Genomic DNA, 13116 nt, shown 5'->3' on the forward strand with positions numbered 1-13116 from the left:
TCTTATGTCACAAAAGCTCACATGTCAATCCTAATGTTAGAAAAATTAACATCAAAACAAAAAAGAGGCTGTTTGCCTCTTTTTTGTTTCATCTATTGTTATCGTTTATTAATAAGTCCATGAGTTAAAAGTTCATCAACAGCTGATAATACAGCAATCTTCACATGTTCATACGTAAGCCCACCCTGCACGAACGCTATGTATGGCGGTCTGATCGGACCATCTGCTGTTAATTCAATGCTTGCTCCTTGAATAAATGTACCTGCTGCCATAATCACATCGTCTTCATAGCCTGGCATATAATCAGGGTATGGAATCGCATAAGAGTTGATCGGTGATGCTTTTTGTATAGCTTGACAGAACTTAATCATCCGCTCGCGATCGTTAAAGATGACAGATTGAATAAGGTCTGTTCTCTTTGCATTAAAAGAAGGGCGTGTTTCCATTCCTAGTTCTTCTAAGAAAGCAGCTGTAAATACCGCACCTTTTAACGCTTGAGCTGTTACGTGAGGAGCTAGAAAGAATCCTTGGTACATTTCTTGAAGGCTGTAAAGAGATGCCCCTGCTTCACGGCCAATACCAGGAGAGGTTAGTCGATAAGAGATCTTATTGATCAACTTCTCTTTTCCTGCAATGTAACCACCTGTTTTGGCAAGCCCACCGCCAGGGTTTTTAATCAGGGAGCCAGCAATAATATCTGCTCCTGCCTCGATGGGTTCCCTTTCTTCAACAAATTCGCCATAACAATTATCAACAAACACGATCACATCTGATTTGATCTCTTTTACGAAAGAGATCATCTCTTCTATTTCATTCACTGTGAAGGATGGACGATCTGCATATCCTTTGGAGCGTTGAATACCGATTACTTTCGTTTTTTCGTTAATCGCACGCTGAACTTCTGAGAAGTTAATCGCGCCTTCAAGAGTCAAGTCTACATGTTGATACGATATGTTGTAATCTTTTAATGATCCTTCACCTGTACCCCTTATCCCCACGATTTCTTCAAGCGTGTCATATGGTTTGCCAGTGATATAAAGCAATTCATCTCCAGGACGGAGCATACCAAATAAAGATAGCGTGATGGCATGAGTACCAGAGATGATCTGCGGCCTAACGATTGCAGCCTCTGCTCTAAAAACATCTGCATACACCTTTTCAAGAGTATCTCGACCAGAATCGTCGTATCCATAACCGGTTGAAGGATGAAAATGATGATCGCCTACTTGATTGTTTTGAAATGCTCTCAACACTTTTAACTGATTCATTTCACTTATCTCTTCAATCAGCTTATGTTGATCTATAATACGTGCTGTTACTTTTTCTGAAGTATGTTTCAATACTTCTTCATTTTGAAACTGTGAATACATGTTATTCTCCTTTGTTGCTGATGGACGGAATGGAAGAGGAAGATAACGCGTATCCCTTGCATTCATAGACCAACTCTTCTTTATTAAATTCTTGCGTAATTAGTATGGTTTCTCCACGAAGTTGTGATAAAAGTTTGCCATCATGAGACGGAACCTTAACCTCATAAAAAGTCATCTGTTTCATCACTTCTTTTTCAATCGTTTCGAGTAACAAGGAAATATCTGTACTCTCTAACGCAGAAATCGATATGGATGGACTCTCTGGGATAAAATCCTCTCCAAACTGATCTTTTTTATTATATACCGTGAGCATCGGAATATGGGATGCCTTTAGATCACTCAAAATACGTTTGACCGTTTGTTCATGTTGGTTACGATCCTCACTAGAACCGTCGATCACATGGATAAGAAGATCCGCTTCAGCTGCTTCTTCTAATGTAGACCTGAAGGCAGCGATCAATGACGTAGGTAGATCTTGAATAAAACCTACCGTATCTGTTAACAGCATCTGAAAACCACTTTTCAGTTTTACTTTTCGCGTTAACGGGTCAAGCGTTGCAAATAATTGATCTTCTTCATAACTATCAGCTTCTGTTAATTTATTGAAGATCGTTGACTTGCCTGCGTTCGTATAGCCAACAAGAGCTGCTTGAAAAGCACCTTGGTGTTTGCGACGTTCTCGATATCTTTCTCTATGACTTACAACTGAGTTGATCTGTGTTTTCAGTTCGTGTATACGAAACCGAATATGGCGTCTATCCTTTTCAAGTTTCGTCTCACCAGGACCACGAGTTCCGATTCCTCCACCTAACCTTGAAAGACTTGCGCCTATACCTGATAAACGAGGTAGTAAGTATTCAAGCTGAGCGAGTTCTACTTGAAGCTTTCCTTCTCTAGTCTTCGCACGTTGAGCGAAGATATCTAGAATCAGCTGTGTACGATCAATGACTCTTGCGTTGAAATGAGACGACAAGTTTCGAACTTGAGAAGGAGATAACTCACTGTTAAAAATAATGATATCTGCTTCAAGCTCTTCTTCAAGTGTAATAATCTCTTCTACTTTACCTTTTCCGATAAAAGTAGAAGAATCATATCGATCCCTTTTTTGCGTAACAACAGCACAAACAGTTCCTTGAGCTGTTTTTGTTAAAGATTTTAATTCTTCCATTGAATAAAAAAAACGCTCGTCGTTCTGCCGTGGAAGCTGACATCCGACGAGTATCGCTTTTTCATGAACTGAATCATTGTTTTTGTTCAAATTTGCGATCCCTGCTTTCCATAGTCTCCTCTCATCATATCAAATCGTATCCCGTTCTTCTAGCACAAGGTCATCACTTTGAATCGTCATCAACGTTCTTCTGTCTTGGTTGCTTTCGTACAAGAGCCTGACAGATTGCCTTCTGACCGCTTTTTCAACCATATTACGAATGTATCTTCCGTTAGAAAACGAACCTGGATTGCTTTGCTTGATCCGCTCGATGTGACTTTTTAGCTTCCATTCACAATCTCTTGTTAACATGTATTCTCTTTCTGAGATCATTCTCTTTGCGATTTCCATTAACTCCTCCACCGAATAATCAGGAAACGAGATAACAAGTGGAAACCTAGAAGGTAAACCCGGATTTAATTTTAAAAAGCGGTCCATTTCTTTTGGATAACCAGCCAAGATTAAGATGAAATCGTGTTGCTGATCTTCCATAGCTTTTACGAGTGTATCGATCGCTTCTTTGCCAAAGTCTTTCTCTCCACCACGGCCCAAAGAATACGCTTCATCGATAAACAAGATCCCACCGCTAGCTTTCTTTAGAAGCTCACGTGTCTTTTGAGCCGTATGTCCAATATATTCTCCTACTAAATCAGCACGCTCCGCTTCGATCAGATGGCCCTTAGAGAGGACTTTCATCTCATGAAACAAAGTCCCTAGTTTTCTTGCTACAGTGGTCTTTCCTGTGCCTGGGTTACCTTTAAACAACATATGAAGAGCTTGTTTTTCAGCTTTTAACCCTAACTCTTGACGGCATTTATTAATATGAAGCCACGCATAGATCTCTTTAACATGAAATTTCAATTCTTCCATTCCTACTAAACGGTTTAAATCTTTTTCCATTTTAATGAGGGGTTGGTGCTTTTCAATCGTTTTTTCTTTTTTTCCTGCAAGTGCCGCTCCATCGTCGATTCTAGATTTCTCATTCCCTTGATTTAAAACGATATTGATCTGCCTTTGCTTTTTTATCGCAATCGGTTCATTCAAAAGGAACCACCTCACTTTGCCAGTCAAATCATTATACGCAACTACATCCGTTTCCGTGACAAATGCCCATACGATTTCTTGATCCACTGTTATCAATTTATGTTGAAGTTTTATGATCTACTACAAAGACAAGCTTTGTTTTTAGAATGAATATATATTTATTTAAATGTAAGCGTTTTCTATTTTCAGATGAATAAAAATACTCAAGTATGCAAGATTTCCGTGTTATGTTAAATAATGTGAAAAAAGTACGAAATGAATGGACGAAAAAATTATGCATATAAAAATACAGAAAAGCTTGTATATACTCATTGGATTGTTTTTAACAGCGATTGGCATAAAATTATTAAACATACACACGTTAACGTTTGGCGGTACAGCAGGAATTGCTACTCTCGTTTCTTTTATGACGAATTGGACATGGGGCATTCTGTTCTTAATCGTAAACTTACCTTTTTTTATTCTATCAATAAAAAAACTGGGTTGGAATTTCTCTCTTCTGACGTTTCTTTGCATCATACTCATCTCTGCCATCTCAGATTTGATGGATTATCTTACACTTCCTCTAATCTCACCGATCGCCGCTGCGGTCATTGCCGGAAGTTTGATAGGTATAGGTGTTAGCTTTGTATTAAATTCAGGAGCATCACTAGGTGGCATACACATTCTCGCTCTATACTTAGAACAAAAATCTAATATCAATCGAGGAATCTCTTTGTTTGTTACAGATTTTATTATTGTGTCTTCTGCTGTGGTCATGTTTGGATTTAAAAATGCATTAATATCAATTATCGCTATAACCGTCGCTTCCTTTTTGACTGGAAAATTAAAAAGCGCTGTTAAACCTTCAGAAGCTGTGTATCAGACGACTGATACAGAAACACTTCAAAATAGTTAAGAGCATTCTTCGTAATCGGAGAATGCTCTTTTCTTATTTCGTTCCAACATCTTTTATTTACATATTAATTATTATGTAAACAAACTGTCTATCTTTGTCATTTTCTGCGCTTGCTTAGGAAATAAAACTTTTTACTCGTAGAGATCATCTCGATCATGATTCATCTCTTCATGCATTTCTTGCCTCTCTGTAGATTTCGACTGCCCTTTTAATGGCTTAATTTTCCCGATTAGAATCCCAAGCTCATTATAGACTCCACTCTTTGAATCATGTTTACTATGTGACGCAGTGTTTCCAAGCTTCTTTATTTGCTCTATCTTATCTGGGTCCGTTGTAATGGCCGCATTTCTTCCATGCGCATTTCCTTTTAATCCGTTATAAACGTCTTGGCGCAGTTGATCGTTTTCTTTCCCCGGTGAAACAGGCTCTTCAGGAACGATGCCGACTAGTGTATAGATACCACTTACAATGACATACGCCTTATCTACTCCGTTTACTTTTTCCGCCAGCAGAACAAGATCCTTAGATTGATGAACTTCATCAGACTTTTCAACCACTAACGGTGAATCTATCTGTGTATTCGGTTTTCGTTCTGATGTATTGTATTTTACTTGCTTTGTATCTAGCGTTTCATCTCCAGAACCGGTTTTGCCTGAACAAGCACTTAAGAGAAGAACTGAAGATAGAACGAACATTGCTGATTTCCGCATATTTAACCATCCTTTTTTCCATAGTTTTCATTGGACTTTGTTGAAATATGCAAAAAAAAGACGCTTTGATATAATGGGAAAAAGAGGTTATAGGAGGCAATTATGGAAGATTATCCACACTTACCCGAATATGCCGAACCATTTATTGTTCACCTACAAAAAAAAGATAGAACGAACAGCACGATAAAACGCTATTATTATGATCTTTTAGATTTTTTTGCATGGGTTAGAGTTATGAAGGAAAATGATGATTTACAAGTGATACAGCACCTGGATGCTGTAACGTTAAATGAATACTTTCTTTTTCTTTCCGAACAACGAGAATATCGAACCGCCACAAGCAAACGAGTTTTCACAGTTATTAAAAGTCTCTTTTCCTACCTGCATGCTAATAGAAAGATTTCATCCAATCCTTTTTCTGGCCTAGAGCAAACCCTTAAAGAAGACACTCATTTTACGGATGATGATTTTATTTCAGATGAAGAATACAAGATGCTTTTTCAAACACTATCTTCATATGATGGCCTAACGGAGAAACAGCAAAAATATAGACACCTTTTGATCAAAAGAAATGAAGCGATCCTCTCACTTCTCTACCGTTATGGCATTACACTACAGGAAATCACGAATATTGAAATGAAGCATGTGCATTTCACACAGCATGAATTAACAGTAATCAACAAAAAAGAAACAAGATTGATCTCACTTGACGATAAGACACAAGATCTATTATACGAATACAAGGAAGATATTCCTGAAGCCATCCGGCCAAGAAAATATTCTTCAGATCGTTTCTTTATCGCGTTTGATTACCAAAGAGGAACATATCGGTTTGATTATGGAAAGTATGAGCCAAAACCGTTAACGGTTATCGCTATACAGAAGATGCTGAGACAAGAGATCCGTCGCTCTGGTCTAAGAGAAGGAATCAGCTCACAACACTTAAGAAGAACAGCCATCTTAAACCTTTTAAAAGAAGGAAAAGCTGAGGAAGACGTTCAATTATGGTTTGGATTAAAATCAAATCTCACTCTGAACCGCTATGAAGCTTATTTAGAAACAACGAGAATAAAAAAGGGATAATCAAGGGTAATGGACTAAATATGTGTAAAAATTAAAAACTCCCTACCAACCTTATAGCAAGGTCAGTAGGGAGAGTTTTTTTATTCATTTGTATTTGCAGAAGACAAATCGACATTTCGGTGTGGGGTAAACGTTGAAATGGCATGCTTGTAAATGAGGTGCTGTTTTCCTTCTGCCTCTAATACAACCGTAAAGTTGTCAAACCCCTTCACTAAACCTTTAAGCTGAAAACCATTCAGCAGATATACGGTCACATAAATGTTTTCGCGACGTAACTGGTTTAAGTAATGATCCTGTAAATTGATTGATTGCTTCATGTGAACAGATCCTCCTCTTTGGGCATTACCCTTATACATTCTCGGAAATTTCTAATTTCCCTTCAACAAAGTGCTGAATTTCTTGAAATTTTTTGTGAAAGGAATCCTCGTCCATGCTGAACCATTCTACATCCATCTGATTTCGAAACCATGTGTATTGTCTTTTTGCATATCGCCTCGAGTCTCTTTTTAACAAAGTGATCGCTTCTTCTAACGTACTTTCCCCTGAAAGATAAGGAAAAAACTCTTTGTAGCCTATCGCTTTAGCAGCCAGACTGTTCGTTATGTCTTGTTCAAAAAGCATTCTTGCTTCGTTTAGTACCCCATGCTGAACCATTTGATCTACTCTCTCGTTTATGCGTTTGTATAATCGCTCTCGATCCATCGTCAAACCAACTAAAGCTAATTGATAGATTGATTCTTCATCACTTCTATTCTTTCCTTGTTCTGTAGAGGGGGCATTTCCTGTTGTGTAATAGATTTCAAGCGCTCTTATCACTCGCTGTACATTATTAGGATGAATCTCTTTTGCACGCTCTGGATCAACTTTGATTAGTTCTGCATGCAATGCCTCTGACCCTTCGATCTCTGACTTTCTTTGAAGTTCATCTCTCAACTGGTTATTCCGATTTGCTTCAGAGAATTCATAGTGATGCGTGACAGCTCTAACGTATAACCCCGTTCCACCTACAAGTATCGGAACCTTTCCTCTTTGGTTGATTTCTGTTATTCGTTCCCTCGCCAGCTTCTGAAACTCAGCAACTGAGAATGATTCTTTAGGATCTTTAATATCGATCAAATAATGAGGGATGCCTTCTTTTTCTTCCTCAGTAATCTTGGCAGTTCCGATGTCAAGACCTCTATAGATCTGCATAGAATCGCCGCTAATTATTTCACCATCGATCGCCTTAGCAAGTTCGATACTGGTTTTTGTTTTTCCAACAGCCGTTGGGCCTACGATCACTACTAATTTTTCCTTCATGGTTTTACTCCTACATCACTCTTTTGAACATCTTCTCAAGTTCATATGTTGATAGATGGATCGTTATCGGTCTGCCGTGCGGACATGTGTAAGGATCTTCTGATGTTCTTAAAGATTCTAACAATGCAAAGATCTCATCGTTCCTTAAATGATGATTAGCTTTTATCGATCCTTTACACGACATCATGATCGCTGCATCTTCTCTTAATTTTTCAATATCGGCCTTTCTATGATCGAGCACCTGCTGGATGATATCTAGCATGATTTCTCTTTCATATCCTTTCGGAAACCACTGTGGATGCTCTCTTACGATAAACGTATTGTGTCCAAACGTTTCTAAAAACAGACCCACTTCGCCGAGAGTCTCTATGTGACTCTCTAAAAAAGCAGATTCACTCGCGGTGAACTCAAACGTATATGGTACGGCTAACAGTTGGACTTCTCGATCGACTTGCCCCACTTTTTTTCTGAAATACTCATATTTAATACGTTCTTGTGCAGCATGTTGATCGATGAGGTACAATCCGTTCTCATTTTGAGCAAGAATATATGTTCCGTGCATCTGTCCGATCGGAAACATAACCGGAATCTTATCAACTGATGCATCAGTCTGGTGAAGGTCATCCTCTTTCGTTACTGGAGTTTCGTTCCATTCAGAATTTGGTAGTAAATCCACCACACCCTCTTCAATCTCATCAACTTCATGTGAAGTCTCTCTTATAAAAGAAGGTTCAGCATCATCTGAAATCATACTGGACCCGCTTTCACTTTGTGCTGTTTCTATATCTTCTTTTACATCCGTGTGAACATCTTCTGTGTTTCTTTGGTAATCGAAAGTAAATGAACGCTGTTCTTCTCGATCGTTCTCTCTTTGTTCTTTTTTCTTAAACTGAACATCTGGGATCAACTGCTGATTTCTGATCACTTTTCTGAGCTCATTCTCAACGAGCTGAACGAGTTCGACTTCTTTACTCAACCTTGCTTCATGTTTGGATGGATGTACGTTCACATCTATAATTGTAGGGTCCATCTTAACGGATAGAACCGCGATCGGAAAACGCCCGATCGGCAGAAAAGTGTGATAAGCATTCTGTACAGCTTTTGATAATGCATAGTTCTTTATATATCTAGCGTTCATAAAGAACGACATATACTGACGGGACGCTCGGTTTATTTCAGGTTTTGCTATATAGCCCGTTACTTCATAATCTAATGAAGAAAAAGAAACGGAGATCATATTTTTAGCAGTTTGTATCCCATATACAGAAGCGATGATCTGCAACAGGTTTCCGTTACCAGAAGTGTGCAGAAGCTCTTTTCCGTTATGCTTTAAACGAAAAGAAACATCTGGGTTAGCAAGAGCAAGTCTGTTCACTAGATCACTGATCGTCCCTAGTTCTGTCTGGATGGTCTTCACATGCTTCAATCTGGCTGGTGTGTTATAGAATAAGTTACGAACAGTCAGATCAGTCCCTTTTCTGCTATTTGTTTGTTGTTGTTTAACGATTCTACCGTTCTCAATAAACAGATAAGCACCCGGTCCCTTACCTGTTGATGATTTAAGTTCTACTTGAGAGACAGAAGATATACTCGGTAACGCTTCTCCTCTAAAGCCCATGGTACGGATTTGGATTAAATCTTGCTCACTTTTAATCTTACTTGTCGCATGTCGGTTAAAAGCGAGCACACAATCTTCCGGCTCGATTCCGTCCCCGTTATCTAGAACACGAATGAGTGATAATCCACCTTCTTCAACTTCGATCTCTATTCTCGTTGCGTTGGCATCGATTGAATTCTCAACAAGTTCTTTAACAACAGAGGCTGGGCGTTCAACAACTTCACCTGCAGCGATCTTATTGGAAAGATGTTCATCTAGCTGTACAATTTTGCCCATTTGTCACGCCTCCTTTATCTTACTTTTTTTTGCAGTTTATATAGCGCGTTCATCGCATCGAGTGGCGTCATCTCTAATACATTTAAACTTTTTAACTCTTTGATCAACTCTTGCTCTTTATTGTCTCTTCTGTTCGTCGTCTCTTCTTTTTCAACAAAAAGACTCAACTGACTTTCTTGAATAACTTCTTCCTTAGTTGCTGATACCTCCTGAATGGGAAGCGCCTCTCGTTTTTCTTGATTTTCATAGGTTTGTAAGATCGTTTTTGCTCTAGAGATCACGGGTTCTGGAAGTTCAGCGAGCTCTGCCACTTGTATACCAAAACTTTTATCTGCTTGTCCGTCAATAACTTTATGCAAAAATACAAGACTGCCATTCTCTTCAACTGCACTTACAAACACATTCTTTAGTGAGTGAAGAGACTCTTCTAAGATGGTAAGTTCATGATAATGAGTAGAGAAGAGTGTTTTGGCAGCTATTTCTTCATGAATAAATTCGATGATGGATTGCGCTAATGCCATCCCATCATACGTGGAAGTTCCTCTGCCGATCTCATCTAGAAGAATCAAACTATTTTCAGTAGCACTCGTTAGGGCAAAGTTCGTCTCTAGCATCTCGACCATAAACGTACTCTGTCCGCCCACTAGATCGTCAGCTGCTCCAATACGCGTGAAGATCTGATCAAACATGGGAAGTTCAGCACTCTCTGCTGGAACGAAACAACCGATCTGCATCATAACAGCTGTAAGTGCTAACTGGCGCATATACGTACTCTTACCAGCCATGTTCGGTCCAGTAATAAGTAACATGTTTCTTTCTTTATTTAAAACAATGTCATTTGGCACATATTCTTGTGCATCCATTACTTTCTCAACAACAGGGTGTCTCCCGTTCACAATATTTACGATACCATCCTCTGAAACTGTCGGTCTTACATAACGATACTGCTCACTGATCTCAGCAAATGATTGCATAACATCGAGTTCAGAAATAGCTGACGCAAGCTCTTGCAGGCCAGGGATAAATTGCTTTACATGTTCTCTTACTTCTAAAAAGAGTGTATATTCCAATCCTGAGATTTTCTCTTCCGCTTCTAAGATGATTCTTTCTTTCTCTTTCAGTTCTGGGGTCACATATCTTTCAGCATTCGCAAGCGTTTGCTTTCTTTCATAGCGATCCGGTACTTGTGAAAGATTAGATTTTGTTACCTCGATGTAGTATCCAAAAATCTTATTAAAACCTATTTTTAAAGACTTAATGCCTGAAGCTGCTTTTTCTTGCTGCTCAAGAGAAGCGATCCATGCTTTACCGTTGCTGCTCGCATCTTTATATCGATCAAGTTGCTCATTGTAACCGGCTTTGATGAGACCACCTTCTTTGATATGAATAGGTGCATCATCATGAATAGCAGAATGTAAATAGTCTGCGAGTGTTTTATGTTCATTCATCTTAGAATGAAGTTCAAGCGCATATTTCCCTTGGATACCTTTGATCTTTTCTTTAAGTACCGGAACACTGAACAAAGATCTTTTTAATTGAACAAGATCTCTCGGACTAGCATTTCCATAAGATATTTTTGCTATCAACCGTTCCATATCATATACAGACTTTAATTGTTCTTTGATCTCTTCACGAATAAAGAATTCTCCGATTAAGTTTTCAACGAGCTGAAGACGCTTCTCGATCGTTTCTTTCACGAACAACGGCTCTTCCACCCATTGTTTAAGTTTTCTAGCGCCCATCGCTGTCATCGTGGCATCCAACAGCCATAATAATGAACCTTTTTTTCCTTTTGCTCGTATGGATTCTGTTAATTCTAAGTTGCGTTTAGAAAACGCATCAAGCTTCATCCTTTTATCGTTCTGTTGATATTCAACCGCTTTAATATGGTGAAACGATCGCTTTTGCGTATGCGTCAAATAGTGGAACAATCGTCCTGCAGCACGTAATAAAACAGGATGAGCGATCGTTTGAACAAGATGATCAAACTGATTGTCTACAGAACTTTCTTCCTGAATAGAAACGGAGGCTTGTCCTGTCTGTGTTACAGTGTTCGTCCAAGCATCATACAATTCTTGGTTTCCGACGATTTCTTTAACACCGTGACTTAAAAGCAATTGTATGAACGATAACTGATTTCCGTCATATGTATAACCCTTCAACTCACCTGTTGAAAGATCACAAAGAACGTATCCATATGTATCGTTATCTTTTTCTATGGATGCTAAAAAGTTATTCTCTCTATCTTGAAGAAGATGGTCATCAATAACCGTTCCTGGCGTTATAATCTGGATGACTTCACGTTTCACTACCCCAACTGATAGTTTAGGATCTTCTACTTGTTCACAGATTGCTACTTTATGTCCGTTCTCAACTAGTGTTTTTATATAGCCCGCTGATGAATGATACGGTACCCCACACATGGGGATTCGATCTTGAGAGCCGCCGTCTCTGCTTGTTAGTGTGATTTCGAGGATCTGAGATGCTTGAACAGCATCTTCAAAGAACATCTCATAAAAGTCTCCTAGACGGAAAAATAAAAAGGCATCCTGATGAGCTGCCTTGATTGATAAATATTGTTGAATCATTGGAGTATATTGAGCCATAATTTCACCTTTTTCATAACATTTCAATGTCGCTATTATAACATAATTCAAAGCATCTATCGTTTTCTCTGCATGAAAAAAACGGGAAGCTCTCTCCCCGTTTATTATTCTTCCAAATCACCTATTAAAAAGTTTGGATCCAGGTCTTCAAAATTCTCATCTTCCACATCATATTCCCAATCTCTTGTCTCTACATCATCAAAACCGTCCGGGTTCACATACACACAGACTTTTGTTTCTCCAATAATTTCACAAACAAACTCTCTTTCTACTTGAACGATCACTTTATTTCCGTTCGGAGAAATCGTCGCTTCTAACGTATTAGGCTCTTGAAGTGCACGGCACGTAACTTCATATTGATCGCCTAACGCATTCTTATCTCTTACACTAAGGTCCACTTTATCTACAAAATGAATGGTCTCTGTTACGACTTCCGTTCGCGTATTATCATTGTATGAATACCACACGTTAATGTCATAGCTTCCTTCTACATCAACCGCTTCCCCATTCCGCTTTGGTTTATAGGCATGATTGATGATCCAGCACCCTAAAATGCTGCTCGGACGATGACTTGGTGCAATGGTATGCGTAGCCTGAGAAAATTTTCTCCCTTTTCCGCAGACCGCTTTTGTGATGATTTCTCTGTAAGTCAGCTCCTGTTCTACGCGTCTTGACATACATGAATCCCTCCTCTACCAATCTACATACAGTATATGCTGGGCGGATGCCTATTGTGTCTTCCATTATTCAAAACACAATTAGTCTAAGTATATGGGCATCTGTTGTCCAATGTTCTCAAAATATTATATGTGGTGAACGGTACGTGAAATTACATTGGGGTGTTTAAACTTTTGAAAGTAGTTGATCTTTACTTTAAGATAAACGCTTTAAGAGGTATGTAAGTCTATAGGACTTCAGGATGGCGAAGAATTTGTCGAGGTTTGTAGACTCGTGGATAAAAGGTGAAAACTTTTGGATTGAGAGCCGAATCTCGTGGATGAACAG

At 38.8% G+C, this 13116-nt stretch carries 11 protein-coding genes; 2 read left to right on the forward strand and 9 right to left on the reverse strand.

Annotation, left to right across the window (positions count from 1 at the left end; translation table 11 throughout):
- Positions 1-98 precede the first annotated feature (98 nt).
- The 3 genes from ACFS5O_RS15010 to spoVK are packed head-to-tail and all read right to left on the reverse strand — an operon-like array spanning position 99 to position 3621.
- Complete coding sequence (locus ACFS5O_RS15010; RefSeq protein ID WP_205726164.1) at positions 99-1370, reverse strand: methionine gamma-lyase family protein; 1272 nt, start codon at positions 1368-1370, stop codon at positions 99-101.
- A 1-nt stretch (position 1371) separates the two neighbouring features.
- Complete coding sequence (gene hflX, locus ACFS5O_RS15015) at positions 1372-2628, reverse strand: GTPase HflX (RefSeq protein ID WP_205726163.1); 1257 nt, start codon at positions 2626-2628, stop codon at positions 1372-1374.
- 39 nt (positions 2629-2667) lie between these two features.
- On the reverse strand, positions 2668-3621 hold the full coding sequence (gene spoVK, locus ACFS5O_RS15020; protein WP_205726162.1) for a stage V sporulation protein K: 954 nt from the start codon (positions 3619-3621) through the stop codon (positions 2668-2670).
- A gap of 274 nt (positions 3622-3895) precedes the next feature.
- Here spoVK and ACFS5O_RS15025 point away from each other — a divergent pair, with 274 nt between their 5' ends.
- A complete protein-coding gene (locus ACFS5O_RS15025) occupies positions 3896-4519 on the forward strand; it encodes a YitT family protein (protein ID WP_205726161.1) in 624 nt (207 codons plus the stop codon).
- Between the two features lie 131 nt (positions 4520-4650).
- On the opposite strand, the gene ACFS5O_RS15030 is transcribed toward ACFS5O_RS15025, so the two are convergent.
- Positions 4651-5229: a YhcN/YlaJ family sporulation lipoprotein gene (locus ACFS5O_RS15030; RefSeq protein ID WP_205726160.1), complete on the reverse strand. Its 579-nt coding sequence runs from the start codon at positions 5227-5229 to the stop codon at positions 4651-4653.
- Positions 5230-5331: 102 nt separating this feature from the next.
- Here ACFS5O_RS15030 and ACFS5O_RS15035 point away from each other — a divergent pair, with 102 nt between their 5' ends.
- Positions 5332-6312 (forward strand): tyrosine-type recombinase/integrase, encoded by a 981-nt coding sequence (locus ACFS5O_RS15035; protein ID WP_205726159.1) that lies wholly within the window; start codon positions 5332-5334, stop codon positions 6310-6312.
- Positions 6313-6392: 80 nt separating this feature from the next.
- Here the strand turns inward: ACFS5O_RS15035 and hfq are convergent, their stop codons facing one another.
- The 5 genes from hfq to cotE form a co-directional block, all read right to left on the reverse strand.
- Entirely contained in the window at positions 6393-6629 is a 237-nt protein-coding gene (gene hfq / locus ACFS5O_RS15040) for an RNA chaperone Hfq (RefSeq protein WP_066393852.1), read from the reverse strand.
- 31 nt (positions 6630-6660) lie between these two features.
- Positions 6661-7611 carry a tRNA (adenosine(37)-N6)-dimethylallyltransferase MiaA gene (gene miaA / locus ACFS5O_RS15045; protein ID WP_205726158.1) on the reverse strand — a complete coding sequence of 317 codons (951 nt, stop codon included), beginning with the start codon at positions 7609-7611 and terminating at the stop codon, positions 6661-6663.
- 10 nt (positions 7612-7621) lie between these two features.
- Positions 7622-9505 (reverse strand): DNA mismatch repair endonuclease MutL, encoded by a 1884-nt coding sequence (gene mutL / locus ACFS5O_RS15050; protein WP_205726157.1) that lies wholly within the window; start codon positions 9503-9505, stop codon positions 7622-7624.
- Positions 9506-9519: 14 nt separating this feature from the next.
- Complete coding sequence (gene mutS, locus ACFS5O_RS15055; RefSeq protein ID WP_205726156.1) at positions 9520-12111, reverse strand: DNA mismatch repair protein MutS; 2592 nt, start codon at positions 12109-12111, stop codon at positions 9520-9522.
- A 104-nt stretch (positions 12112-12215) separates the two neighbouring features.
- Complete coding sequence (cotE, locus tag ACFS5O_RS15060; RefSeq protein WP_198767094.1) at positions 12216-12788, reverse strand: outer spore coat protein CotE; 573 nt, start codon at positions 12786-12788, stop codon at positions 12216-12218.
- Between the last annotated feature and the right edge of the window lie 328 nt (positions 12789-13116).

Origin of the sequence: Fictibacillus nanhaiensis (assembly GCF_042686385.1) — a bacterium.
Lineage (GTDB): Bacteria > Bacillota > Bacilli > Bacillales > Fictibacillaceae > Fictibacillus > Fictibacillus nanhaiensis.

What these genes read in the sequence shown, in the direction of transcription:
- ACFS5O_RS15010 (WP_205726164.1), bottom strand. Translation starts at nt 1,370, where the DNA reads ATGTATTCACAGTTTCAAAATGAAGAAGTATTGAAACATACTTCAGAA.
- ACFS5O_RS15025 (WP_205726161.1), top strand. Translation starts at nt 3,896, where the DNA reads ATGCATATAAAAATACAGAAAAGCTTGTATATACTCATTGGATTGTTT.
- ACFS5O_RS15030 (WP_205726160.1), bottom strand. Translation starts at nt 5,229, where the DNA reads ATGCGGAAATCAGCAATGTTCGTTCTATCTTCAGTTCTTCTCTTAAGT.
- ACFS5O_RS15035 (WP_205726159.1), top strand. Translation starts at nt 5,332, where the DNA reads ATGGAAGATTATCCACACTTACCCGAATATGCCGAACCATTTATTGTT.
- hfq (WP_066393852.1), bottom strand. Translation starts at nt 6,629, where the DNA reads ATGAAGCAATCAATCAATTTACAGGATCATTACTTAAACCAGTTACGT.
- miaA (WP_205726158.1), bottom strand. Translation starts at nt 7,611, where the DNA reads ATGAAGGAAAAATTAGTAGTGATCGTAGGCCCAACGGCTGTTGGAAAA.
- mutL (WP_205726157.1), bottom strand. Translation starts at nt 9,505, where the DNA reads ATGGGCAAAATTGTACAGCTAGATGAACATCTTTCCAATAAGATCGCT.
- mutS (WP_205726156.1), bottom strand. Translation starts at nt 12,111, where the DNA reads ATGGCTCAATATACTCCAATGATTCAACAATATTTATCAATCAAGGCA.
- cotE (WP_198767094.1), bottom strand. Translation starts at nt 12,788, where the DNA reads ATGTCAAGACGCGTAGAACAGGAGCTGACTTACAGAGAAATCATCACA.